This is a genomic window from Marinomonas sp. ef1 (assembly GCF_002806845.1).
GTDB lineage: Bacteria > Pseudomonadota > Gammaproteobacteria > Pseudomonadales > Marinomonadaceae > Marinomonas > Marinomonas polaris.
Genome location: NZ_NHTT01000006.1, coordinates 57548 through 83541 on the forward strand (window position 1 = coordinate 57548; position 25994 = coordinate 83541).

24 protein-coding genes are annotated in these 25994 nt (G+C 43.7%); 15 read left to right on the plus strand and 9 right to left on the minus strand.

What is annotated here, in order from left to right; genetic code table 11:
- Positions 1-102: 102 nt before the first annotated feature.
- A complete protein-coding gene (locus CCS02_RS09745) occupies positions 103-1059 on the plus strand; it encodes an AraC family transcriptional regulator (RefSeq protein ID WP_100636434.1) in 957 nt (318 codons plus the stop codon).
- A gap of 405 nt (positions 1060-1464) precedes the next feature.
- Here the strand turns inward: CCS02_RS09745 and CCS02_RS09755 are convergent, their stop codons facing one another.
- From CCS02_RS09755 to CCS02_RS09785, 6 genes are all read right to left on the minus strand, one after another.
- Entirely contained in the window at positions 1465-1752 is a 288-nt protein-coding gene (locus CCS02_RS09755; RefSeq protein ID WP_100636435.1) for a type II toxin-antitoxin system RelE/ParE family toxin, read from the minus strand.
- Positions 1749-2030, minus strand: a complete 282-nt coding sequence (locus CCS02_RS09760; protein ID WP_198515356.1) for a type II toxin-antitoxin system Phd/YefM family antitoxin — start codon at positions 2028-2030, stop codon at positions 1749-1751. The genes CCS02_RS09755 and CCS02_RS09760 overlap by 4 nt, the downstream gene beginning before the upstream one ends.
- A gap of 271 nt (positions 2031-2301) precedes the next feature.
- Entirely contained in the window at positions 2302-2697 is a 396-nt protein-coding gene (locus CCS02_RS09770) for a hypothetical protein (protein WP_100636437.1), read from the minus strand.
- A 301-nt stretch (positions 2698-2998) separates the two neighbouring features.
- On the minus strand, positions 2999-3526 hold the full coding sequence (locus tag CCS02_RS09775; RefSeq protein ID WP_100636438.1) for a hypothetical protein: 528 nt from the start codon (positions 3524-3526) through the stop codon (positions 2999-3001).
- A 210-nt stretch (positions 3527-3736) separates the two neighbouring features.
- Positions 3737-4399, minus strand: coding sequence for a 3'-5' exonuclease (locus CCS02_RS09780; protein WP_100636439.1), 663 nt, complete (start codon positions 4397-4399; stop codon positions 3737-3739).
- Complete coding sequence (locus CCS02_RS09785; RefSeq protein ID WP_100636440.1) at positions 4400-6277, minus strand: DUF294 nucleotidyltransferase-like domain-containing protein; 1878 nt, start codon at positions 6275-6277, stop codon at positions 4400-4402.
- Between the two features lie 391 nt (positions 6278-6668).
- Here CCS02_RS09785 and CCS02_RS09790 point away from each other — a divergent pair, with 391 nt between their 5' ends.
- The 13 genes from CCS02_RS09790 (at position 6669) to CCS02_RS09850 (ending at position 20998) form a co-directional block, all read left to right on the plus strand.
- The gene (locus tag CCS02_RS09790) at positions 6669-7685 is read left to right on the plus strand and encodes a TRAP transporter substrate-binding protein (RefSeq protein WP_100186595.1); all 1017 of its coding nucleotides are present in this window, start codon (positions 6669-6671) and stop codon (positions 7683-7685) included.
- Between the two features lie 141 nt (positions 7686-7826).
- Positions 7827-8384 carry a TRAP transporter small permease subunit gene (locus CCS02_RS09795; protein ID WP_048813902.1) on the plus strand — a complete coding sequence of 186 codons (558 nt, stop codon included), beginning with the start codon at positions 7827-7829 and terminating at the stop codon, positions 8382-8384.
- Positions 8377-9693, plus strand: a complete 1317-nt coding sequence (locus CCS02_RS09800) for a TRAP transporter large permease (RefSeq protein ID WP_100186594.1) — start codon at positions 8377-8379, stop codon at positions 9691-9693. Before CCS02_RS09795 ends, CCS02_RS09800 begins: the two co-directional genes overlap by 8 nt.
- Before the next feature lie 86 nt (positions 9694-9779).
- Complete coding sequence (locus CCS02_RS09805; RefSeq protein ID WP_011978524.1) at positions 9780-10271, plus strand: gluconokinase; 492 nt, start codon at positions 9780-9782, stop codon at positions 10269-10271.
- 182 nt (positions 10272-10453) lie between these two features.
- Entirely contained in the window at positions 10454-11464 is a 1011-nt protein-coding gene (gene gntR / locus CCS02_RS09810; protein WP_232728852.1) for a gluconate operon transcriptional repressor GntR, read from the plus strand.
- Positions 11465-11584: 120 nt separating this feature from the next.
- On the plus strand, positions 11585-12505 hold the full coding sequence (locus CCS02_RS09815; protein ID WP_100186592.1) for a Fe(3+) dicitrate ABC transporter substrate-binding protein: 921 nt from the start codon (positions 11585-11587) through the stop codon (positions 12503-12505).
- Positions 12502-13503 (plus strand): iron chelate uptake ABC transporter family permease subunit, encoded by a 1002-nt coding sequence (locus CCS02_RS09820; RefSeq protein ID WP_100636442.1) that lies wholly within the window; start codon positions 12502-12504, stop codon positions 13501-13503. Before CCS02_RS09815 ends, CCS02_RS09820 begins: the two co-directional genes overlap by 4 nt.
- Positions 13503-14459 (plus strand): Fe(3+) dicitrate ABC transporter permease subunit FecD, encoded by a 957-nt coding sequence (gene fecD / locus CCS02_RS09825; RefSeq protein WP_072838909.1) that lies wholly within the window; start codon positions 13503-13505, stop codon positions 14457-14459. Before CCS02_RS09820 ends, fecD begins: the two co-directional genes overlap by 1 nt.
- Before the next feature lie 3 nt (positions 14460-14462).
- The gene (gene fecE, locus CCS02_RS09830) at positions 14463-15230 is read left to right on the plus strand and encodes a Fe(3+) dicitrate ABC transporter ATP-binding protein FecE (RefSeq protein WP_072838908.1); all 768 of its coding nucleotides are present in this window, start codon (positions 14463-14465) and stop codon (positions 15228-15230) included.
- A gap of 107 nt (positions 15231-15337) precedes the next feature.
- Positions 15338-15865 (plus strand): sigma-70 family RNA polymerase sigma factor, encoded by a 528-nt coding sequence (locus tag CCS02_RS09835; protein ID WP_072838907.1) that lies wholly within the window; start codon positions 15338-15340, stop codon positions 15863-15865.
- Positions 15858-16829: a FecR domain-containing protein gene (locus CCS02_RS09840; protein WP_100636443.1), complete on the plus strand. Its 972-nt coding sequence runs from the start codon at positions 15858-15860 to the stop codon at positions 16827-16829. The genes CCS02_RS09835 and CCS02_RS09840 overlap by 8 nt, the downstream gene beginning before the upstream one ends.
- A gap of 139 nt (positions 16830-16968) precedes the next feature.
- Entirely contained in the window at positions 16969-19449 is a 2481-nt protein-coding gene (locus CCS02_RS09845) for a TonB-dependent receptor (RefSeq protein ID WP_100636444.1), read from the plus strand.
- A gap of 214 nt (positions 19450-19663) precedes the next feature.
- On the plus strand, positions 19664-20998 hold the full coding sequence (locus CCS02_RS09850; protein ID WP_100636445.1) for a pyridoxal phosphate-dependent aminotransferase: 1335 nt from the start codon (positions 19664-19666) through the stop codon (positions 20996-20998).
- A 119-nt stretch (positions 20999-21117) separates the two neighbouring features.
- On the opposite strand, the gene CCS02_RS09855 is transcribed toward CCS02_RS09850, so the two are convergent.
- Both CCS02_RS09855 and CCS02_RS09860 read right to left on the minus strand, forming a co-directional pair.
- Positions 21118-21672: a cysteine hydrolase family protein gene (locus CCS02_RS09855; RefSeq protein WP_100186586.1), complete on the minus strand. Its 555-nt coding sequence runs from the start codon at positions 21670-21672 to the stop codon at positions 21118-21120.
- A gap of 30 nt (positions 21673-21702) precedes the next feature.
- Positions 21703-22062 carry a hypothetical protein gene (locus tag CCS02_RS09860; RefSeq protein WP_100186585.1) on the minus strand — a complete coding sequence of 120 codons (360 nt, stop codon included), beginning with the start codon at positions 22060-22062 and terminating at the stop codon, positions 21703-21705.
- Positions 22063-22297: 235 nt separating this feature from the next.
- On the opposite strand from CCS02_RS09860, the gene CCS02_RS09865 reads away from it, so the two are divergent.
- Positions 22298-23953 carry a methyl-accepting chemotaxis protein gene (locus CCS02_RS09865; protein WP_100636446.1) on the plus strand — a complete coding sequence of 552 codons (1656 nt, stop codon included), beginning with the start codon at positions 22298-22300 and terminating at the stop codon, positions 23951-23953.
- A gap of 136 nt (positions 23954-24089) precedes the next feature.
- On the opposite strand, the gene CCS02_RS09870 is transcribed toward CCS02_RS09865, so the two are convergent.
- Positions 24090-25952, minus strand: a complete 1863-nt coding sequence (locus tag CCS02_RS09870; protein ID WP_100636447.1) for a methyl-accepting chemotaxis protein — start codon at positions 25950-25952, stop codon at positions 24090-24092.
- Between the last annotated feature and the right edge of the window lie 42 nt (positions 25953-25994).

The following is a 25994-nucleotide window of genomic DNA, read 5'->3' on the forward strand; positions in this document are numbered from 1 at the left end:
AATACTTAATAGTCCATATTTTCGGCTTAAAGCACCAATAATTAAGGTGAAAATTGTTAGGTGTGGTATGATTTAAATGATTCGATTTAGTGGGAGAATTTTATGGATGTACTTGGGCAAGTAATGACTTTACTTAGAACAAAAGGCCATATCTATGGGCGTTTAGAAGCGCTTGGAGATTTTAACATTCGATTTCCTTATGAAGTTGGTCACTGTCTTATCGTCACACGCGGCTCATGTTTTCTCGTTGTTGAAGGACAAAAACCTGTAGCTTTAGTTTCAGGAGATTTTGTCATTCTCCCAACTTCAAAATCTTTTTGTCTTAAAAGCAAACTCGAACTAAAAAGCTCAACTGACATAACGCCAAAACAAGGCGAAGACTATGTGCAAACAGGTGTTCTCGCTTTTGGTAGTGGAGAAGGACTGCCAGTATCAATGATCTCAGGATGCTTTAGTTTTGCTTTCGCCGAAAGCCGATTACTTACAGAATACCTTTCACCAATTATTCATTTAAAAGGTAATACACCGAATACACCAATTGGAATCCAAACAATTTTACAGATGATTGAAAGTGAAATCACTCAGGCACATCCAGGATCAACAACTGTCATTGATCGACTTTCTGAAGTGCTTCTGATTCACGCACTTCGAAATCATTTTGAATCATTATCTGAAAATAATCCAAGTTGGTTGAAAGCGCTTGGAGATCCTCAAATTGGTAAATCATTAAGCCATATGCACGAAAAACCGGAGAAGACTTGGACGGTAGAACAACTCGCAAAAAGTGTCGGTATGTCTAGGTCAGCCTTTGCTACCAAATTTAAATTAGCGGTTGGCAAAACGCCTCTTGAACATCTAACCGAGTGGAGAATGTTTAAAGCGGCAACTATGATAAATGATCCCACACCAATGAAAATCGAAGATATCGCGTTGGCAGTGGGATACGAGTCCGACAGAGCTTTTAGACAAAATTTCAGAAAAATTATGGGCTCATCACCTCGCGAATATAAACAACGTAACCTGAATAAAGACATTAGTGAATCTAATGGATATCACTAAAGAGGTCAGATTCCTTTATGCTTTGAAACCGCTGCACTAAAATCTGCCAAAAACCACAAAGTCGATGGCTACATCTGCGGTCATATTCACTTTGCTTCGTTTCGCATCAAAGACGATATTCTCTATTGTAACGATGGGGATTGGGTCGAACACTGCACGGCGTTAACAGAATCCGCCGCAGGGAAAATGAGCCTGATACATTAGTCGGAAAATTCAAGAGTCTTAGCAACCGAACCAAAAGAAGAAAATTGGGGATTATCACCACTGCCTTCTAGGAGTTAAGAAAAAAGGGAAAGGGAAAGTATAAATATCAGATATTGTTGTCATTCCCGCGAAGGCGGGAAACCAGTGTTGTTGTCTGAATGGCTAACTTTTCACCTGCCCCTATATTCAGATAGAACAGTTTCAGACATCATGTTCTGTCAGTATTTGACGACAGTTCCGTACGGTTAAGACTCGAATTTCGTGGCTCAGACTATAAATAATACGGTAATGACCAAAGATAATTTCACGGTAATTCGTATGAGGTATTTCAGGAACCATACGTCCCATCTCTGGCATTAAACTGAGTAAATCTGTTTTATCGAAAACATCATTTACCCACGTTTCCGCGGCGGAAGGATTATCCAAAGCAATAAACTCAGCTGCATCACCGAGTTTTTGTAACGCTAAAGGTGACCAAACCACTTTCATTTATTGATGCGTCCCAATATTTGAGAGCGAGCATCGTCGTTTGATACGCCTAAACCCGCAGCCAACTGAGCCTCAGCCGTGCGCATTTCTTCGAGCAATTCGATTTTTTCTTGCATTGCCTCGTACTCAGCAACATCAAGAACAACAGCTACGCCTTTACCGTGCTGAGTAATGACCAGTGGACGGCGAGTTTCATTGATTTGCTTAATAAATGATGCAACGCCAGCACGGAATTCAGACAACGGTTGGATATCTTGATCAAGGTGGATACGGCTCATTTTGAACTCCATTTAGTACAATATAATGTACAAATTCTAGTTCAATTAGTAATCATGAGCAAGGAATTGACTCTCTAGCTCACCGAATCTTATGTCTTAAACAAGAAATTAGTAGGTGAAATGAGCCTGATACATTGGTCGGAAAACTCAAGAGACTTAGCCACTGAACCCAAAGAAGAGGCTTGGGGATTATCGCCACTGCCTTCTAGAAGCTAAATAAAAAAGTAGGATGAAAAATAAGGTTAATTTTTAAGTAAGAAAATCAGATTAATTAGCCTTGTTCTGTATAGCCAAGGTAATTTACCTTACTGGTATACGTTTTGGATGCAACAGCTAATGAGGCTGTACAAACACTACAATAGTTATCGAGTTGGCCACACTTAAACTCGAAGCGCAGTTTTGCTGATTCAATATCTTTGGGTTCAAAACCCTCGGAAACTACTAAACCGTAGAATGTCTCTTTGAGTGCATTTAGTGCAAGCCGTAATGGCTCAATATGTAGAAACCTTTGTGGGCATGGCTCATTATCAAATACATTTATTTCTATAAAATCGAGAGCTTCAGCCTCACAAGCTTGACCAAGATGAGGATGGACAAACGACAGTCCACTCACTGCATGATGAGCTATACTTTGCACTATACTTTTTAGTCTTTTATGAGATGACATCATTCTCCTAATGCAGAACGCTTCAATCGACGATATTAACTTTTATAACTCGCTCAAGTCGTAAAAGGGTCAGTAACTATTGTCATTCCCGCAAAGACGGGAAACCAGTGTTCATGTATAAAAGGCTAATTTTTCACCTGCCCTCATATTCAGAATCCGCCTCAGAGGAAATGAGCCTAATACATTGGTCGGAAACCCCAAGAGTCTTAGCAACCAAACCAAAAGAAGAAGATTGGGGATTATCACCACTGCCTTCAAGGATCTAGCGGCTAAGCTAATTAAAGGTGTCAGATCCCTTTAGTTACACATTTTTAGAAGTATAAATATAAACTGCTTGCCGCCATTCTTTTAAATAAGGAATACAGTTAACCAGTAGAAGCTTTTTATCACCGCACAAATCAGCTAACACTTGCGACAATGGGTAATCTGCTGAATTTCTACCGTGTAAGGTATCATTTATTGTTCGCTGTGATTGTGGTTTCAAACTTTCTAACCAAATATGCCATTCTGGCTCATGTTTCCAATAGTTCCCAGCTGAATGGATTAGCTTTGCCACTGGCACGCCCTCTTTACTTTTAGGCCCTAAATCTCTTGCAAGGCCCTGATCTATTTTTAGATCCTGAAGCACGTCTAACAAGTATCTTTGCATTACGCAGAAACCGACTCCAATCAAGTACTCCCCATGGTCACAATAACTCTCAACGTCCCAAATAGTGGAGGCTTTAATTGACTTGTGAATAGGAGCTAAAGAACTATCTAATGATTCTAAAACCCCTTCGAGGAAACTAATTCCTAAATCATTTAATTGATCATTAATAGCAAAAATCACAGAGGCTCCCTCATGTGTTAAATTTTATTAATCTGCATACGTGTTTATACATTTATTAACTGCTCGTTACCTCTATGCTATGAAACCTTATCTATTGATACTAAAAAACTTCCTGTTAAGCAGCCAGTAAAAGTGCCGCTAAACCATGATTATTGTCGATTACCATAAGCCCTTGATTTCCGCCTTCGCGGGAATGACGTATTCAAACAACTAACGCGTTGTGAGCCTCACTCGCCCGCCACCCAATTGGTTTAAGTCATGTAGTCGGCAGTCTCTGCCTTGGTAGGCAATCTGTGCGAGTAGTAGTTCTGCGGTGGCTAAGGCGTCGGTTAGTGCGTCGTGTCCTTGGTATTCTGGTAATCCGTAGCGTTCTCGGCAGGCGCCAAGGCGAAAGCCGCCGTCTTGAATAGGTTGCTGGAATCGATTGGCTTTGGTGCGTTCAATGGCGAGTGTGTCTAACCAGTTGACAGAGAATGTCGGTAATGCTTCGGTTTGCCAAGCGTGTTTTAAAAAGCCCAGTTCCATTGGCGCGTGGTGCATAACCAAGACGCGTTCGCGAAGTAAATGCCGCAAGTAACGCAGTACGCTTTCTTGTTTTTTGCCTTGCTGCTGAACATCCGAGTCGGTAATCATGTGAATGCCAACGCTGTCACCAATTTGTGCGCTATTCAACACAATATGCCGTGCTGTATCCAGTTCAATCACGCCTTTGTGAATGCACACCCAACCAAAGCTGACGATATGATCTTGTTTTGGATCTAACCCTGAAGTTTCGATATCCAATACGAGATAATCCCATTCTGACCAAGCACGTTTAACGGATTGCCGCGACAAGTGCCACGCACCGAGCTTTTGTATTAACGCAAACGACATCTAGCTGTACCCTCTTAAAAACCGCTGCTGCGCCACGTCTTGTACATCACTGATGATGCTAAACGTCGTTTTCAGATGTTTGCGTTCTAACGAACTCAAGTCTTTCGGATCCAAGTAAGCGCTGGCTTTGCCTGTTGCTTGCCAGTGACGCCCTTGAGCCTCTAAGCGCAAGCCATTGAGTTTGTCCCATGCGTCCATGAGGTTTCGAGCGGTATCGACACTAATGAGCTTTTCTCGAATGGCTTGCTCGATTCTATCCAAGGTACCAGCTCGATAGGTCTTGCATGACAAGCCATACAAGCGAGCTAAATCATTGATCAAGGCCAAACCTTGGTGCTTCAAATCCAATTGATTTTTGTGCTCACCAGAGGATTCCAATACAAAATGACGGAAGAAGCCCAATGGAGGTTTGCTTGCTAAAGCAGTGCGCGTCAAAGTCGCCAAAAATACGCTGTTTTTGCTCACCTCTAACTGCATGGCTGTGATCAAATTGTTAACCGCATCACCTTGCCTACTCCCCGTGTCATACACACAACGAATGTCGAAAAAAATGCTAGCGTGAAGCAAGGCACTGGGCGCACTGCTTTTTATCCAAGTGGAAAAGACTTGCTGCCAACCGACTGTCGTTCTGCGCCATTCAGGATTACTCGCCATAATATTGCCGGGGCAAAGACGAATACCACAAAGCCCCAAACCTTGGCAGATGAATTCAGATAGTTCAGCAAAATACTGGCTTTCTTCTGCCGTAGGTTCGCGTTCTAGCATCAAGCCGTTATCTTGGTCGCTGCCCAAAGATTGATCTCGCCTTGCTTGCGAACCAAACACTAAAAACTGAAATGCCATCGGGGCTGGGCCGAATTTATCCAGCGCCAGTTCAATGACACGGCGCGTCAGGTTATCACTCACGGTCGCTAGCACTTTGCCCACGTCGGCGGGTTTCATATCGGTCACAATCAGATTCATAATCAAGGTCGGCCATTGTTTGCAAACACGGGCTAAATCTTCGATGGATTGTTGACGATGAATCTGATTGATCAATAACAAAGGACTGAGTTCTTGATGTCGAAGTAAATCTGCGGCGGTTAACATGCCGACGGCTCTTTGCTCTTCATCAACGATGGGCAAATGGTGAATATTGCTTTCACTCATTAAGGTTTGCGCCTGCATCACCAATGCGTCGGGTCTCAGGCTAACAGGATCCCGAGTCATCACATCTTTTACCAAAGAATCAGCCGAGCCGCCCAAAGCCAAAATACGCGAACGTAAATCTCGATCCGTGACTATGCCAGACAGCTTTTCATCTTCCACCACCAGAATCGAACTGACTCGCGCTTCGGTCATGCGCATGGCAATAGTTTGGACACTTTCTTCTGGGGAAGCTTGGATCAATTGTCGCGTCATTATGTGTGCAACGGGTGTCGATAATTGCAATGCGGGAGAGGCTAATTCGTTACTTTGACTACGAGAAAGTTTGCGTAACCGATTGTGCCTCGTGTGTTCAAAGAAGAGTTCAAAAGCTTCGCTCTTTTCCAGCGTTTCCTTGAAACGAATTTTGTCGAAGCGATACACCAAGCTGTCTTCCATGGCGACCACTTGCAATCCATCTGGATTTTGCGCCATAAGGCTAGATATACCAAAGCATTCGCCGTCGGCAATTTGATCCACCAACCCACCTTTGGGAGTGCGGATTTCACAAGCACCACGACGAATCAAATGCACTGTCGCTGCTTCATTTTTTAAGGTCAAAGTCTGCCCCTGACGAACGTACAGCATAGAGACGCCCATCAGTAATTGCCTGCGCTCAAGCAGATTTAAACTCGAGAAGGGAGGAATTGTTTCAATGAACTTATGGACTTCAGGAATATCTATCGCAGCCATTTTATTATTCTCTTTTTTGCAGCCGAAGTTTTTTGCAGACGAAGTTTTTTACAGACGAAGTTAGCTATCAAGAGTGTGCACTTTTATCTTAGACAACAAAACGCTTCTTAGACCAATGTCTAGGACATAAACCTAGAACTTATATAAAGCCTATATCTATGTTGAATGTCTAGGAAAGGTCTACACCCGTCTTGAATAAGATTTCTTTGCATATCAATCATCTATCATTTCTCAATAAAATTTTGTCGACAAAGGCTTGACTAACCTAAAATGTTATCGGTAACATCACACCTTAGTTACCGGTAACATTCATCGTAACTAAAAGCACTATTCCTAAAAACTGCTACTAACAAAGCGGTTCTTTCAAAAAAAAATAATGGGAAGCAATACCATGAATAAGTTCACTACCACGTTATTGACTGCCGCTACGGCCGGTATTCTATCGACTTCAGCGATTGCAGCGGATTACAACTTTAAGTTCCAATCTTCTGACCCAGCTGGCGACAAAAACTTCCAAGTTCAAAAAGAATGGACTCAACGCGTCGAAACAATGACTGGTGGCCGAGTTCATATCGACTTGCTTCCTGTTGGCAGTATCTTCAAACACACAGAAACACTAGACGGTATTAAAATGGGCATCTTGGATGGCCAAATTACCGCGACTGAATTCTTCTCTGGAAAAGATCCGGCTTTTGGCTTGATTGGTAATACTGTAGGCGCTTGGTCAAACACTCAGCAACTTCTGCAATACGTTAACTACGGTGGTGGTTACGAACTAATGAATGAGCTTTACGCACCTTACGGCGTGAAATTCATTGGTGGTTCTACGACAGGCGTTGAATCTTTGGTTTCTCGCGTTCCACTAGACAGCGTTGCAGATTTAAAAGGTCTGAAGATCCGTGCACCTGAAGGTTTAGTACAACGCGTATTCGCAGCAGCGGGCGCAGCACCAGTAAACCTACCAGGTTCTGAAGTGTTCACAGGTCTAAGCAAAGGCGTTATCGATGCAGCTGACTACACTGTTTTCTCGACTAACCAGAAAGCAGGCATGAACGACATTGCGACACACCCAGTTCAACCTGGTTTCCATTCTTTGCCATTGATTGATATCTCAATGAACAAGAAAAAATGGGACAAATTGCCAGCTGACATTCAAGCAATCCTAACCGTTTCGGTTCGTGACTTCGCAGAAGACATGACCACGCAACTACGTATTGCTGACCAAGCGGCAGTAAAAGCTGCGAAGGCAGATCCAAACATCACTATTCATGACTGGTCTGAAGAGGAACGTAAAAAATTCCGTGCTATTGCTCGTACACAATGGAAAGAGTTCGCGAAAGGTTCTGCCAATGCGCAGAAAGTCTATGACTCTATTACAACGTACCTAGAAGCAAACGGCCTTCTATAAGCTTTTTGATGTCATGTGTTCGCTGAGTCGAAACACATGACATCAAAACAAACCCAATGCTTATAGTTGCTTTTAAACCTGCAAGATAGGCGCTATACACCTCAAGTTGTTATAGCGCTTATTTTTCATTGGATAATGATCATGAAAGACGAAATTCATCCACAGACACTGGACAGTTCTGAACAGCCGAGAAACGCCCTAGATCGTCTGATCTACTGGTTCGGTAATCTCATCAGTTTGCTGTTTATCTTTACCGTTGGCATTTCTTTTTACGAAGTTTTGATGCGTTACATATTCAACGCACCAACCATTTGGGTTCACGAAACCGCCTCATTTCTAGGTGGATGTTTGTTCGTTTATGGCGGCATTTATGCCTTGGCCATCAACAAACACGTTCGTGTGGTGCTGATCTACGACATTGTTTCAGACACAACTCGTCGCTGGTTGAATGTTTTTCATCACATTATGGGCCTTATGTTTACCAGTTTACTTAGCTGGGCTGCTTATCAGATGGTTCAGGACTCATGGTTCACACCCTTTGGTGATCTACGTTTAGAAACATCTGGATCCGCTTGGGATCCCGTTTTCCCTGCCTTAGTTAAAGGCATGATTTTCGCCACCTTATGTATCATGTTTGTGCAGTTTTTCTTGCACCTAATACAAGAATTAAATGGTTTAAGGAAACGCAAAGATGTTTGATTTATCCGCTATGGGCATAGGCTACGGCAGCCTACTCATGCTCGGTTCTATGATTTTATTACTGCTAACGGGCATGCAATTAGCCTTTGTTACCGCGTTAGTAGCGCTTATTTTTGCAATCGGTTGGTTTGGAGTTGGCGCTTTGCCGCTGATCACCAGCCGTTTGTACAGCTTCGTTGGCAGCTATGTGTTTCTTGCTGTACCGATGTTTGTTCTCATGGCCGCCTTATTAGATAGGTCCGGTATCGCCCGAGATCTATTTGATGCGATGAAGGTCTTTGGTCGCAAACTACGTGGCGGTGTTGCTGTACAGACGTTATTGGTTGCTATCGTTTTAGCTTCTATGTCTGGCGTTATCGGTGGTGAAACCGTGCTACTTGGCATCTTGGCTTTACCGCAAATGTTGCGTCTTGGCTATAACCGCAAACTGGCCATAGGTGTAACTTGTGCCGGCGGTGCGTTAGGCACCATGCTACCACCAAGTATCGTTTTGATTATCTACGGCTTAACGGCCAGCGTATCAATTGGCGACTTGTTTAAAGCGGCTTTCTTGCCTGCGTTTATTCTTGCCTTCGCTTACATGGCTTACGTGTTGATCATCTGTCGTCTTCACCCAGAATACGCGCCACTACCTAGCGAAGAAGAGCTGGCAGCGGACAAAGACGTCAACTATTTAAAAGCTCTGTTGTTCCCATTGCTTACCGTAATGATGGTACTCGGCAGTATTTATACCGGTGTGGCTTCTGTTACTGAAGCATCTGCACTCGGTGTTGTCGGCATCATCATCAGTGCGGCGATTCGTGGCGAACTGAATTTCGCCATGTTAAAAGACAGCGCCAAAGCCACCATGAGCACATGTGGCATGATCATCTGGATCGGTATTGGTGCAACGGCTCTAGTGGGCGTTTACAACCTAATGGGTGGTATCGACTTCGTTGAAGAAACCATTCTTGCCCTAAGCGGCGGAAGTGTGATGGGCACCATCATGATCATGATGATCATCTTGCTTGTACTCGGTATGTTCTTGGATTGGGTCGGTGTTGCGCTATTAACCATGCCAATCTTCGTACCTATCATTACCGGGCTTGGTTTGGATCCTATCTGGTTTGGTGTGGTGTTCTGTTTGAACATGCAGGTGTCTTTCCTATCACCACCGTTTGGTCCTGCGGCGTTTTATCTTAAGTCTGTGGCACCAAAAGACATTAGTCTTGGCGAAATATTTAGCTCTCTAATGCCTTTCATTGGCTTACAGGTGTTTGTTCTCGGCTTGGTCATATTCTTCCCTGAGCTGGCCCTTTGGTGGAAATAACCCATTGAGACCATGCCGTTCAACACGGCTTTTTGAACGACACTGCTGCCTTGCTGACAACAGCAAGGCGATAAGGACTTAAGAAGATGACAAAGAAAATTGTAGTATTAGGCGTATCTGGGTCAGGTAAATCTTTAATAGGCAAAAGCATCGCGGACAAACTTGGCTATCAATTTTTTGATGGTGACGACTTTCACTGTCAAGCCAATGTAGACAAGATGCGCCAAGGCACGCCGCTCACTGATGAAGACCGTAAGGATTGGTTGGCGACACTTAATAGCATATTGACGGACAACCCTACGGCAGTAATTGCCTGCTCTGGATTAAAACCAGAATATCGCGCCATGCTGCGTCATGGTCTAGATGATGTCACCATGATCTACCTAAAAGGTAATATCGATACCATTTGGCAGCGCCACCAAAAGCGCGACGGTCATTATTTTAATGGTCGAGAAATGCTAGAAAGTCAGTTTGCTACCTTGATTGAACCAACAGAAGACGAAGCGTTGGTAATCGACATTTCCCAAGATGCCGACGCTGTGTTAAATGAAGCGCTTACGCTTTTAGCGAATAAATAAATGCAAGCAAGAGGCACAACTATAAAGTTGTGCCTCTTTCATAAAAAAATAAGTAAATACTCACTTTCAACATAAATCCTATTTTAATTAACACCTGCTCCGCTAACAGCTAATTTTTTGTTTCTAGCCATGAATGGCTTATGATAATGTTACTTGTAACAAAACATGGATACGTCACTGGTATGAAAAGTCCGAACATGAAAAACAAGCGCCCTACTCTTCAAGATGTTGCTGACTTAGTTGGCGTGACCAAAATGACCGTGAGTCGTTTTCTTAGAAATCCAGATCAAGTCTCAGCTCCGCTACAAACTAAGATAGCTGAAGCATTGGAAGACCTAGGCTACATACCAAACCGAGCACCCGATATTTTATCCAAATCAAAGAGCCATGCGATTGGCGTTTTGCTGCCCTCTTTGACCAACCAAGTATTTGCCGAAGTCATCCGCGGCATCGAGTCCGTAGTAGAACCCGCTGGTTATCAAACCATGCTAGCTCACTATGGTTACAGCAAAGAAGCCGAAGAAGCTCGCATTGCCACACTTTTGTCTTACAGTGTCGATGGTTTAATCATCTCAGAAAGCTATCACACAGAACGCGTAAGAAAGATGCTCGCCGTTGCTGGTATTCCCGTTATCGAAATCATGGATTCTGTCTCACCACCAATCGAACAAGCCATTGGCATAGACAACGAAGCAGCCGCTTATGCAATGACAGAGTTTATGATCAAAAAAGGCCGACAAAGGATTGTCTACTTTGCCGCGCGAATGGACCAACGAACACTCTTCAAAATCAAAGGTTACGAAACTGCTATGCTCGACAATGGCTTAACCCCTTTGTGCTTAAAAACCAATAGCGCGTCATCTTTCACGCTTGGCGCGACGTTCCTAAAAGACGCGTTACAGCAACAACCTGATACCGATGGCATCTTTTGCACCAACGATGACTTGGCAATCGGTGCTCTCTATGCCTGCCAAAAAGCGGGAATTAAAGTTCCACAAGACATCGGCATCGCCGGTTTTCATGGCCATGATATTTCTCGCGCCATGGTTCCCTTACTCACTACCGTGATCACACCTCGTGAAGAAATGGGACGACTCGCAGCAGAACATTTACTATCTCGCTTACAAGGGAATCCTGTTTCACAAAGAATCATTGATTTACCGTTCAAAATAGAAGTGGGAGAAAGTGTCTAAAAGTCCGCAACACAGCATAAAGAGCGCTATTTAAAGCAGCAATAAACGTTGAAAGCACTTCAAATACCACTGAGAAGTGTTATCATTATCGCGTTTTCTTAACCTCTCAAAGGCTGTTTTATGAAGCGCTTGCTGTCGATTGCCCTCTCCACTCTCTTACTCAGTTCATCTCTTTCTGTTCAAGCTGTTTCTTCGACACAAGACAGCATTAAAAATAGTGTAGAAGACAGCAAAGGCACGTTTAGCATAGATTACGTTCCGAAACGCATCGTAGTTTTGGAGCTTTCCTTTGTAGATGCATTGGCGGCCGTTGGCGTCAGCCCTGTTGGTATTGCTGATGACAAAGATCCAGAACGTATTCTAAAAGAGATTCGCAAAGAAATTGGCGATTGGACTTCGGTTGGCACTCGCTCTCAACCCAGTCTTGAAACTATTTCTGCGCTAAAACCTGATCTCATCATTGCTGATATTTCTCGTCATGAAGGGGTTTATGCTGACCTACAAAAGATAGCACCGACATTAATCCTGCCTTCGCGCCGAGCTACCTATGAAGAGAACCTTCACGCCACGGCCATAATTGGCAAAGCCATTGGCAAAGACAAAGAAATGCAGGCGCGCTTAAAGAAGCATGCTCAAATAATGGCTAATTTTGCTAAACAATTACCTGAAGGCAAAGAAGTTCAATTTGGTGTTGCCCGTGATGACGCGCTGTTTCTGCATACCGCCGATTCCTATGCTGGCGGGGTCATTCGCGCCTTAGGTTTAAAGAATGCCAACACTGGCAGAAGTGACGATGCCTATCGTCAAACCAGTTTAGAACAGTTTCTTGCAGTGAATCCTGACTACTTTATTGTCGGCAATTACGTCACCCCAAGCATTGTCGACAAGTGGAAAAACGAACCGCTTTGGTCTGTCTTAAAAGCCGCTAAAAATCATCATATTTATTCGGTTAACCCTAATACTTGGTCTCGTTGCCGCGGCATCATTTCCGCTGAAACCATGGGGCAAGATCTTATTAAGGTCTTTAACGCGAACAAATGATCTCAATACGCCTGCCTTTTGTCGGCCAATGTCTAATATTGCTGCTGCTTTTATTGGTATGTTCATGGACCAGCTTATTTAGTTGGTCCGTGATCACGATTACACCAATGGATGCTCTACACGCTTTATATAATATGGATGAGGAAAGTATTGCTCAGCATATTGTTCATGATTTAAGACTACCTAGAATCCTTATCGGGATTATGGTGGGTGCTAATCTCGCGGCAGCGGGCGTTATCATGCAAGGACTGACGCAAAACCCTCTCGCCTCGCCTTCGGTTTTAGGCATCAATGCGGGCGCTGCGCTTGGCATGGCGACTGTTTCCACTATTGCACCTTGGTTTGGTCTACTTGGTTCTTCGGTCGCAGCCATCATTGGCGGCGGCATTGCATGGGCTTTCGTTATGTTGCTTGGCAGTGCATGGCGCGGTGGCAATGAGCACGGCCGATTGGTGTTGGCTGGCGTCGCTATTTCTGCTCTGTGCGCGGCCTTAACCAAAGCCGTCATTATCATCGCGGAAGATCAAGCCGCAGGCGTACTTACTTGGCTAGCTGGCAGTTTAACTGATGCTAGATGGCAAACCTTTGATTCCTTCTGGCCAGTTTGTGTGATTGGTTTATTGGGCGCTATGCTGATTGCCCCAACGCTCAATCTATTGCAACTTGGTGACGACAATGCGCGAAACCTTGGTGTCTCGCTCATGTGGGTAAAATTAGGCGGCAGCTTTTTAGTTTTACTGTTGGTTGGAAGCGCCATCAGTAGTGTGGGTGCGATTGGCTTTGTCGGGCTACTGGTTCCTCATATGGCAAGAATGCTAGCAGGACAAGATCATCGTAAGTTCTTACCCATGGCTATGATGCTGGGCGCTTGCTTAGTCGTCCTATCCGATACCGTCAGTCGAGCTATTATTTATCCGGCAGAAACGCCCGCTGGCGCTATTTTAGCCTTGATCGGCGCGCCATTTTTCATCTATCTCGTCCGCAAGAGAACCTTATAATGGCCACGCGCTCGCTGCCTATTTTACTACTTGCCTTGTTAGGATTGTTGATCGCTAATCTGATGTTTGGCGCCGTTTCCATTCCCTTTAAAAGCATTCTTGAAGGGTTTCAGGTCGGCAATGCCAACTACTTCACCGTTCATGAATACCGTTTTCCTCGTACCATTCTCGCTATGTTAGTTGGCGCTATGATGGCACTTGCTGGCGCCTTAGTGCAGGGTGTGATTCGCAATCCATTAGCGTCACCCGATGTGCTTGGCGTCAGTCATGGCGCTGGATTGGCGGCTGTGTTTTATATGACATTTTTCCCTGATGCCGATATTCGCTGGTTACCAGCTGTTGCGCTAATCGGTAGTTTGATCGCTGCGTTAATGTTGTGGTGGCTGTGTGGTCAACATAGCAGCACCATTAAACTGGCGATTACAGGTGTGGCATTGGCGGCGTTATACGCCAGCTGTATAGACTTTCTGATGCTGGTTAAACCGCTGGAAATAAACAACGCTCTGTTGTGGTTAACGGGTAGTTTATGGGGGCGCGGCTGGAATCAGCTTTCTATGTTATTGCCTTGGTTGCTGCTCATTCCTTTTGCGCTTTGGCTGGCCAAACCTCTGAACCTAATCCACCTCGGCGACGACAGTGCCATTAGTCTTGGTATCAAGGCCAACAAACTGCGTTTAGCGTCTTTGGCGATTGCCGTTGGACTGACAGCTTCTTGTGTCGCGATTTGTGGTCCTATCGGATTTTTAGGCTTAGTGGCCCCGCATTTAACGCGTAAATTGGTCGGTGGACGCCATCAAATACTCTTACCTTCCACCATGCTAGTTGGCGCGATTTTGTTGCTGCTTGCCGATCTTGTGGCTCGTACCATTGATCCACCTATTGAATTACCCGCCGGTATTATGACCGCCATTATTGGTGCGCCGTATTTTCTTTGGCTACTCCTTAGGACGAAATGATTTATGTCTCTTAGCACTCATAATTTATCTGTTGGCTACCATGATAAAGCCATTGTAAAACAGGTCGACCTAACTATTCCTGAAGGAAAAATCATCGCGTTACTCGGCCCAAACGGCTGCGGCAAATCCACTTTGCTAAAAGCCATGGCGCGTATTCTTTCTCCGATGGAAGGCCAAGTTCACTGGCAAGGTAAAAACCTTCACGGCATTGCGTCCAAGAAACTGGCTCAACAGCTAGCCTTGTTGCCGCAAACTCAGCCTATTCCGGAAGGAATTAAAGTCAAAGATTTGGTCGCCTATGGACGCAGCCCATATACTGGATTTTGGGGACGGATTAACAAAGATGATCAAGTAATAATAGACAAGATGATGGAAGAGACGGGCATTACCGAGCTTGCGGATCAATTGGTCAGCGAACTCTCCGGCGGCCAACGCCAACGTGTTTGGCTCGCCATGACCTTAGCGCAAGATACGCCTTATTTACTGCTCGATGAGCCAACCACTTATATGGATTTAAGCCATCAAGTAGAGTTGATGCACCTATTGCGTAAGTTAAACTTGCAAGGCAAAACCATCATCACGGTGCTACATGACATCAACCAAGCAGCTCGATATTGTGACCATCTCATCGTGATGAAACAAGGGGAAATCATCACCCAAGGCTCGCCAGAATCGGTACTCACACAGAAGCTACTTAAAAAGGTTTTTTCATTGGATGCGCAAATTCATCAAGACCCAATCGCTAAAACGCCAATGTGTGTGGTGGAGTAATTAATCCTGGCAATAACCTTGCTGATTGACAAAAAAGTAACCAACAAGTTTAATGAGACTAATTATCGTTTACACTTATTACTTATTTCAATCATAGGAGCGATTCCATGCCGCACAATGCGGATCCAAGAGTGCAGCAAAGTGCTATGCACGCGCTATATTCAGATAACCATCATTGGCTGTATACATGGATACGTAAGCGCTTAGATAACCACTTTGACGCGGCAGATTTAACTCAAGATACCTTTCTGAGAATTCACGCTCGTCAAGACGTCGATACTATAACTCAGCCGCGCGCCTACTTAATGACCGTGGCAAAAGGGATTGTTAGTCATTTTTATCGCCGTAAATCGTTGGAAGATACGTACTTAGAATACATCGCATTATTTCCAGACCCAGTAACATCTTCCCAAGAACAGCAGCAAATTATTTTACAAACATTAGAACAAATTGATGCGCTCCTTAATGAGTTACCACGTCACGTCAAAACCGTTTTTTTAATGTCGCAAATCGAAGGCAAGAAATATCAAACTATTGCTAACGAGCTGGGGATGTCACTTATCAGTGTAAAACGCCATATGAAACAAGCCTATGTGCAGTGTTTGACTCTTATGGAGGAGGATTTTTTTGAATAGGACAAGCACATCGATAGCAAAACAGAGTCTTGAAGAAGCCGCAGACTGGCTTATACGCTCACAAGAAGCACCGCTGACCAACGAAGAAAAGACACAATTTAAACTATGGCAAGAAGCCAACTCAGATAACAGCAAAGCATGGTTGCGAGTACAACGACTCATGGGGCATGTTGAGACCTTACCCAAAGGTGTCGCGGCAGCAGTGCTCAATCGTCCTGACGACGAAAGTCGTCGTTTCGCTATTGGGAAATTGGCGCTGTTACTGGCGGCTGGACCTACTTTATGGGGCGGCTACAAAGCGATTGAAGTTCAGCAATGGACAGCCGATTACCGGACAGCAAAAGGTGAGTTTCAAGAAATAACCTTGCCTGATGGATCCTTGGTGAAACTAAATACTGCGACCGCATTTGATATGACATTCAACTCTCGCTCTCGCCTACTGTCACTGCGAGAAGGTGAAATCGAAATACGCACAGCGCAAGTAGATCCGCAACAATTCGGCGCATTTCTCATTCAAACACAGGAAGGCACAATAACACCTTTGGGCAACAGATTAACCGTGCGTCAATGCGATGGTTTTACTCAGCTTGCTGCACTAAACGGACAAGTACAAGTCGCTCCAAAGCTCGCTCAAAATAACGAAACGATGACGATAAAGACTGGCCATCAAGCCCAAATATCTAACTTTAAGTTGCTGTCTAGCCAATTGATATCTCCCACAACAACCGCTTGGTTAAATCAAATGATAGCCGCCCATGATATGCCCCTAAAGCAATTTGCTGAGGAAGTTTCCCGTTATCGAAAGGGCTATTTACGCATCTCGTCTGACATCGAAAATCTTATGGTGTCAGGTGCATTTCCAACATCCAACACTGACACCATTATTAATATGCTGACTCACACTTACCCTATTAAAGCCAAGCATCATCTAGGCGGCTATTGGGTCACTCTTGAGCCAGCTTAATACGACATTAGCAAGCTAATAAATTAAACCACAAAAATTAATGACAATTATTTTCATTTCGATTGATACCTTTTTTCTTTTCAAGTGGCTTATTAAATAGAAAACAAATAATCCAACGATTTTAAAAAAGGAGGTAGCAGTGGCTGCCCAAAGAGAACATTTTTTGAAAACCCATTTTCTGAAGTCGCCTTTCTTGAAAACACCGTTCTTGAAAACAAAGCTACACAGTGCGATAAGTACCGCTATTATTGGCACAAGCTTGATCATGAGTGCTGGTGTCAGCTCATTTACCATGGCGGAAAATGCTCCGCAGGAAGAAACTCGTCAACAAATTATGATTCCAGCTGGAGAGCTTGGCAAAACGCTCACCGATATTGCGGTACGTCATCATATCGCACTCTCTTTTGATCCGGCTCTAACTCAAGGGCTCAAAAATGAGGCTGTTTCAGGTAACTTCTCCCCTCTTGAATTAATCGATGTCTTGCTGCAAAACACTAATCTCATCATGACACCAAACCAAGACGGCACATACAGCCTGATGGATCAAAGTGATTACACCATGTCCGGCTTGGCGGTTTCAGCCTCACAAATTAACGACAGCATACTGAGCGAATACAAGGGCGGACAAATTGAATCCGGTGGTCGATTAGGCGTGTTTGGTGAGCAGGATAGCTCTAATGTGCCTTTCAGCTTGGTGTCCTATACCAACAAAGCCATCGAAGATCAGCAGCTAGAAAGTATTGCAGAAGTGCTCGATAACGACGCTTCTGTTCAATCCGGGCATGGATATGGAAACTACTCAGAAAAATTCATGATTCGTGGCTTTGAGCTCGACAGCGACGCTATTTCCTACGGCGGACTCTATGGCATCCTACCTCGCCAAGTCGTTTCTACTAACGCTGTAGAAAGCGTGCAACTATTAAAAGGCTCAAGTGCTTTTTTAAACGGTGTCACTCCTGGTGGATCTGGTATTGGTGGCGCGATTAATCTAGAACCCAAACGAGCTGATGATGACCTTACTGCCTTAACACTAGATACAACAGCAGAAGGCCAATTCGGTATTAGCACGGATGTAGCGCGGCGTTTCGGCAGTAACAATCAATGGGGAGTTCGCGTCAACGCATTACACCGCGATGGTGACAGCGCCATCGACAACGAAACCCGTGAAGAAACATCCATCAGTGTTGGCGTAGATTACCAATCAAAAAAACTTAATGTTTCTACCGATGTTGGTTACCAAAAACAAACTATCGATAGCGGACGCTCAATTGTTCATGTAAACAGCAGTTTAACAGAGGTTCCAACCGTCCCTGACGCTGAAACCAACTATGCACCATCATGGGCAAACTCTGAACTAGAAACACTATATGGCATGGTCTCAGCAAATTATAAATTAAACCAAGACTGGACATTAAACGGCGCACTCGGCGCTAATAAGAACAAAGAGTTCGGTGATTATTCTTCTCCCACCGTTAATAGTCTAAATGGTGACGCCACTGGCAGACGACTGTCCGTACCTTATGAATCTAATACTTTCTCCTCCTCTGTCAGCCTATTAGGAGATCTAACAACAGGCAGGGTGACCCACCAATTGAACCTTGCTTATTCAGGCTTTGTTAATAAGACCTATACCGCTTATACCATGTCTAATCCAACTTATGACACGAACATTTATAATCCGGTTGATATCGCTTATCCAGATACTGTTTTTGCTGATGGCAATATGGGCAACCCAAATATTCGCTCTAAAACCGATACCAAAGGGCTTTCGTTTGCAGATACTTTAGGCTTTATGGATGATCGTATTTTGCTTACAGCTGGTGTGCGATACCAAGAAATTAACGTCAACAACTACAATTACGATGGCTCTGTCGACACGACTTACGATGACTCAGCCACGTCGCCGATTTACGGCATTGTTTACAAACCGACTGACACCGTATCCTTGTACGCTAATCACATAGAAGCCTTACAAAAAGGAGAGAATGTCTCAACCAGCAGTAGCAATAACTATTCAAACGCAGGCGCAAGCTTAAAACCTTATACCTCTGAGCAAAATGAGGTGGGAATTAAATTCGAAGATGGAACATTGGGTGCTGGTGCTGCTCTTTTCGAAATAACCAAACCCGAAGCCTACGGTGAAGCCGGCAAAGCTTATGGTTACTACGGAGAACAACGTAACCGAGGCCTTGAGCTAAGTTTATACGGTGAACCACTAACAGGTCTGCGTATTAATACCTCGGCGACATGGTTAGCCCCTAAACTAAAAGACACTCAAAACGGCACTAATGATGGCAACGACGCGGTTGGTGTTGCTAAGTATCGAATAGTGCTGGGAGGCGAATATGACATTCGCTCGTTACAAGGTCTAACGCTAGGCGGAAAAGTCATTCGCAGCGGTCCACAATACTTGAATGCGAGCAATACACTTGAATTGGATCCTTGGACACGATTCGACGTAAACGCACGTTATGTCTCTAAAATTGCTCAACAAGATATTACTTGGCGTTTAAACATCACCAACTTGATGAATGAAGGTTACTGGGCATCGGCAGCTGGCGGTTACCTAACACAAGGTAACCCACGCGAAATCAAGTTATCTGTCTCCACCGAGTTCTAAATCACGCTAGTAATCTCGTGATGTTAATCGCCGATAAAATTCATTCCATTGGCGATTAACATCACTCTTCACAAGAAAAAGTCGTAAAACTCGCATTATTTTTTGAAATGACTAGACGAAAATTCCTCGCATTGAATGTCCAAAAACTCAGTTTTTTATGAGGTAACATATTCTCACTAGAGAAGTTCACCTCCTTTAAAAGCCGAGCAGAATAATGACCCTATCCTTTACAGATACAGCAACACCAATTGATTTTGACAAGGTAACTCACACGTTAAAAGAAGCCGGAATTCCCTCTTTGGCACGAGCCTCTATCCGTGAGCTTGTTGCGCTGGTTAATCGTATTGAATCCGCAACAGGTGAGCAATTCATCCGCATGGAAATGGGGGTTCCTGGCCTGCCTGCACCCAGTGTCGGCATAGAAGCAGAGATCGCAGCGCTGCATCAAGGCGTAGCTTCTAAATACCCAATGCTAGAAGGTATTCCTCAGCTGAAACAGGAAATCAGCCGTTTCTGTTCTTTGTTTATGAATATCAACGTCAGCCCAACAGGTTGCTTTCCAACAGTCGGTTCAGCTCAAGGAGCCTTGGCGGCTTTTTTAGTCGGCAACCGCACGAAAGAGCAAGGCGCTACATTATTTATTGACCCAGGCTTTCCAAATCAAAAACGTCAGCTCGATATGATAGGTCAATCTTGGGGCAGCTTTGATGTGTACAATCATCGTGGCGTAGCACTGAAACCAGAGCTCGAAAAACATCTGTCCTCAGGAAAATACGCCACTTTACTGTATTCAAATCCAAATAATCCTGCCTGGATTTGTTTCAACGAAGAAGAGTTACAGATCATTGCCGATGTAGCTAGACGCTACGATGTCATTGTCATTGAAGACCTAGCCTATTTTGGTATGGATTACCGCGAAGACTATGCAACACCCGGCCAAGCTCCTTATCAGCCTAGTGTTGCGCATTATACCGATCGATACATTTTATTGATTTCAAGCTCTAAAGTGTTTAGCTATGCAGGTCAACGAGTGGCAAGTTTGGTCATTTCAGATGCGCTTTACCAACAAGAGTTTGCAACCTTAAAAACTAATTTTGGGCACACACAGTTCGGCAAAGCCATCACCTTCGGTGCTATGGGAGGATTATCCGCTGGCGTTACGCATTCGGCACAATATGGTTTAGCCGCCATGTTGAAAGCCGCCAATGATGGGGAATTGCCTTTTTTAAACCTAACTAAGGTTTATGAGAAACGCGCAGCCATCATGAAAAAGCTATTCATCGACCATGGTTTTGAAATAGTGTATGCCGAAGATAACGGCAAGGCCCTGAGCGATGGTTTCTATTTTACTTTCTCTTATCCAGGAATGGATAGTGATAGCTTACTGGAAGCCCTGCTGTACCATGGAATTAGCGCCATATCATTGATAAATACAGGTTCAGAAAGAGTAGAAGGCGCACGCGCTTGTGTTTCTCAGGTAAAAGATGAACAACTGGCGGATCTTGAAACACGATTAAGTGCCTTTCAAGCGCGTTTTAATCCTGCTTAACGCGTTACTCCCATTGCTCGCGATTTTTTCGATTGAAACGGAATTAATCAACTTAAATCCCCTTCAATCGACACTATCGCGTTCTTTTTTACAACAACGCCTTTAATTATCTGCTTAATTCAAGAAAGCAGAGCAAACGCTTCATCTTGGCTTATTACGGTAGCGTATTCGCCATGTAGATTGGCAAGTGACATAGCATGTACTTCATCGGCACTGCGCGACTGACCAAAGAAATCGTCTTTTTCAAAAGCAAAACAAGCACTGCTAACCACGTAGGTCTTAAAGCCTAAATTACCAGCACTTCTCACGGTTGATTCCACAGAATTATTCGTGCTGACGCCAACGACGACCAAGGCTTGCGCATCTTGTTCCCGTAGCCAAACATTCAAATCAGAATAGGTAAAAGCGTCTGGAACCGATTTTTCAATGACTTTTTCATCGGCTAATGGCTGAAAGGCGTCTTGAAACAACACACCCTCTTGCTCTGGCCAAAACAAAGATTCGGGCTCTGTCGACAAATGACGTACATGAACAATCGGTGCATGACTGGCTCGCCAATGCGCTAATAACTCAGCAATTTCTTGCTCAGCATTTGGATTATTACGTTCACCAGCTTGTGGCCAAGACATGCCTTGCTGCATATCAATGATCACCAAAACAATCGATTTAGACATTACCCTTCCCTTTGATTTTAGTATTTGTATTTAGATGTCTTTCTTTTGCTGCTCACTGTTTTTTTCATCTTCTCGACTTTCAAGCGCTAACAATCGCTTTTGCTGATTGCGCAATTTAAAAAAGAAAACCACTAACGCCATGCATAACAGAAAGGTTAGGTTGCCAAGAAAATTCACGCGATATTCTAATGATTTAACGTGGGCCATTTTTGTAGCAAGCGATTGGTAATCACCTAAAGACGCAGTGGACAATTGCAAAATAGCCACGCTTCGCTCTAACTCAAAGACAGTTTGAGTTAGCTTCTGCTGGTCTTCAGAAACATTATTGGCGGCCATAGAAACCGATACAAAGCTTCCAAGAAGCAAACACAACAACAATCGATATAACATAACATTCCCTCTGTATAACACGCACAAAAGCATGAATTATAAATTAGTCACTTGGTATACGTACTCTATCTGCTTCTTCGACTTAATGCTGCCTTCATCCTATAAATAAAAATATCTATTTACGACAAAGCACATTACTCAAAGCAAATAACAAAACAAACAAAAATCCCTGAACTACACTTTTATTTTGCATCGACATAATAAGAACACAACTCAAACATAAGGATGTAACTCCATGCGCACAAATCTAACGACCGCTAACCGACTTTGGCTTTTTGCTATTATTGCTATCCTTGGAGCTGCCTCGATAGGAATAAACGGAGTATTAACTATTTCCTCTAGTGGTAAAACCACCCACAACAACCTTGAGACTATTCAGCTTAAAAGCAATAACTTGCTTGCGATTGAAAATGCAAAAATGAACTTACTTTTGCAAGTAAAAGCCTTTAAAGATGCCTTAATTAGAGGAAACGACCCGCAAAACTATACGAAATATAACGCAGAATTCAAACAACATCGTGAAGCAGTTCATGAAGATCTGGTTGAGGCCAAAGCATTAATGAAGGAACTTAATATAGGATCAGAAAAGATCGATGAACTGGCATTACTTCACAATCAACTGAGTGATAGATATCAATCGGCATTAGATAAATTCGATACAAAAGATAGTAATTCTGGTCAAAAAATAGACTTAATGGTGAAAGGAATTGATCGCCCAGCTTTAGCAGCCATGGATACACTTGTAGAAACATCCGAAAAAGAATACGGCACCTTAATTACAGAGCAAATAGGCTTTCTTGATGAGACAAGCCAAAGCGCGTTAAGCCAATCACTAGTCATTTGCTTTACCATCGTTTTACTGATTATTGTAATGGCACTTTGGATTAATCGTAATGTAATGAGCCAGCTTGGTGGTGATCCGGCCTATGCTGCAGGCATTGTTAAAAGTATTTCAGAAGGTAACCTGACCACTGCAATCACTCTAAAATCAGACGATAAAACTAGCTTGCTCGCTCAAATGCACACCATGCAAATAGCCCTCAGGGGCGTCATAGAACAAATCCGAGATGCTAGTCACTCCCTTGTCAGCTCATCTCAACAATTAGCGGCCTCATCCCATCAGGTTGCGGTTAGCAGCACTCTACAAAGTGATACTTCAGCTACTATTGCCGCGTCAGTAGAAGAGCTCACTTACGGTATCAGCCAAGTATCAGGCAGCGCAGATGAAGCTCATCAGTTATCGAGTAATGCTCGTGATGCTTCATCAAGTGGTGCTAAACAGATGCAAAAAAACATCACCGACATCAAAAACATTGCTCAATCCATTCAAGAAGCCACTCAGTCCATGCATAAACTGGGATCTCAATCGGAAAAAATCTACAGTGTCATTGGAGTCATCCAAGAAATAGCAGATCAAACCAATTTACTAGCATTAAATGCTGCCATAGAAGCAGCAAGAGCTGGAGAAACAGGACGAGGTTTCGCAGTCGTTGCAGATGAGGTGCGAACGCTTGCTGAAAAAACCGGCAAATCCACCGCAGAGATTTCTGACACTATCAACATGATCCAAAGAGATACCAAAATTGCGATTGGCGTTATGGAAAGTAGCGCAAGCCAAATGCAGCCCGTCATAGACGGTGTCGATGCAACTGGCATTGCCATGCGTGAAATAGAAAATGGCACGAGACAAGTTCTAGACTCGCTAGACCAAATAACAATGATACTAGCAGAACAGAGCAAAGCGAGTAACGAAGTGGCACAAAGTGTCGAGGAAAGTGCTCAGCTTAATAAATCAAATAGTGAAGCGGTCAATGAGGTTTCTACTGCCGCCCATCACCTTAAGGATATTGCGCAAAGCCTAATAATCAGCGTACAGAGATTCTCGATTTAACATGCAATCAGCCAAACATTCTAACCAAGCTCTTTTAGTTGAATGTTTGGCTTCATCTATCTCTAAGTTCCTTAACCTAAGGACTTTAATCTAAGTCTTCTAGTTATTTTTTTGGCTATTTCTATCGCAACCTATATCACACTTTAAAAATCGAAATGCTACGGTTTAACGATTCAGCCTGATCTGCAATAGCCTGGCTCGCCTTAGAGTTCAACGCCACAGATTCTGACGTGTCTTCGGTGATTTCACGTATTGTGTCGACGTTCTTACTAATTTCGTTTGCAGCGATAGTCTGCTGTTCAATCGCGGTTGATACAGAACCCGCCATATCTGAAATTTCTTCTACATCAAGAATAATCTGCTCAAGTACGGTTCCGGTCGTCGCCGCTTCATCGCGACTTAACGCACCATCCTGACGGCAATTTTCCATCAGAGCTACAATACCTTTGGTGCGTTCTTGCAAGGTAACAATAATGTCAGAAATCTCTTCCGTCGCGGAATGAGTTCGACTTGCCAAGGCACGTACTTCATCGGCAACAACAGCAAAGCCTCGGCCTTGCTCACCTGCTCTTGCGGCTTCAATAGCGGCATTAAGCGCTAGCAAGTTAGTCTGTTCGGCAATACCTTGGATAACGTTCAAAACAGTTCCAATGCTTTCGCTTTCTTTTGCTAATGCACTGACGGTTTCGACAGAGCCTTCAAGTCTGTCTGAAAGCTGACGAATACGATCAATCGCAGAGTTCACTTTAGACTGCCCTTGTCGTGCATTTTCTTGCGTTGAATGAGCCTTCGCCGCAGCCATTTCCATGCTACGGGAAATATCTTCCACTGTGCCCACCATTTCGGTGACCGATACAGCAACCATATCTGTCTCTGCTCGCTGTTTCTGTGCATCGTCTGAGGTTCTTGCTGCGTTCTGTGACAACTGCATTGTGGTGGTATTCATCTCTTGTACAGTAAGATTTGCATTCGCAATGACACGACTAAAATCCGTCAACATGTCGTTAATACTGGAAGCAACAAAACCAATCTCATCTTTCGCCGGCAAATCGACGCGTAAACCTATATTGTGAGTCGTTTGAATGTCTCGCATCGTCGTTTGGATAGTATTCAATGCCGAATTGATCGTACGATTAATAATCCACGCCACAAATACTCCAACAACAATGATGACGCCACAAAGAATAGTTGTCATCATCATGGCGAAAGATGTTTTAGCTTGAATAACCGACGTTAGCTGAGCTTCTAATGAATCGAGCGCGGTTTCAGTTTTATGGATAGACTCACGCATGGCCAGTAGTTTTCCTTCCTTACTGCTCAAACCTAAGGCTTTTTTTCCATCCGCATATTGGTTAAAACCTTTTCGATATTGATCAGAAAGAGACACTAATAGCTGAACCTTATCCGCTGGCAATGAAGCACTGCGTAAGTTGCTTTCTAACTGGTCTAAGGTTTTATTAAAAGAGGCAATATATTTAGGATTACTGCGCAGCATAAAGTCTTTTTCATGTCGACGAAGCTGCAACATAGTCACAAGTAACGCATCTTGGTTCAGAGCAGATAATTCACTCTCAATATTATGAACCGCTCCACGAAGCTCCCCCTGTAATCCTGTCTCTGGTGTTAGGCCCAATACTTTAGATGCCGTTACAACAGAGGTAAAATCTGTCTGATATTCTTTAAAATCGTCGGTGAGCTCCAGCAAAGTATCAGTATCGATGGCAAAGTCACTCATCACGTTTTCAAGTAATGTTTGATCAGCAAAAAGAGAAGTCATTGTCTCGTTGAATTTTGTTTCATAAGAAAGGTCGAGACGAGCAAGAAAATCTTTCTCATTACGGCGCAAGGTAAGCATATTAACTTGTTGGTGTACTACAAGATTCTTGGCATAGTTCAGCTTTTCTAGATTGCTCTGCGTACTATAAAAAAGCCCTAACATGGCAACGAGCGCCACAACCAATAATACGGTATTTAAAATTAATTTATGTTTAATGAGCACAATTGGCTCCTGTCATTCAAAAAAAAACGATCCCTTACTTAC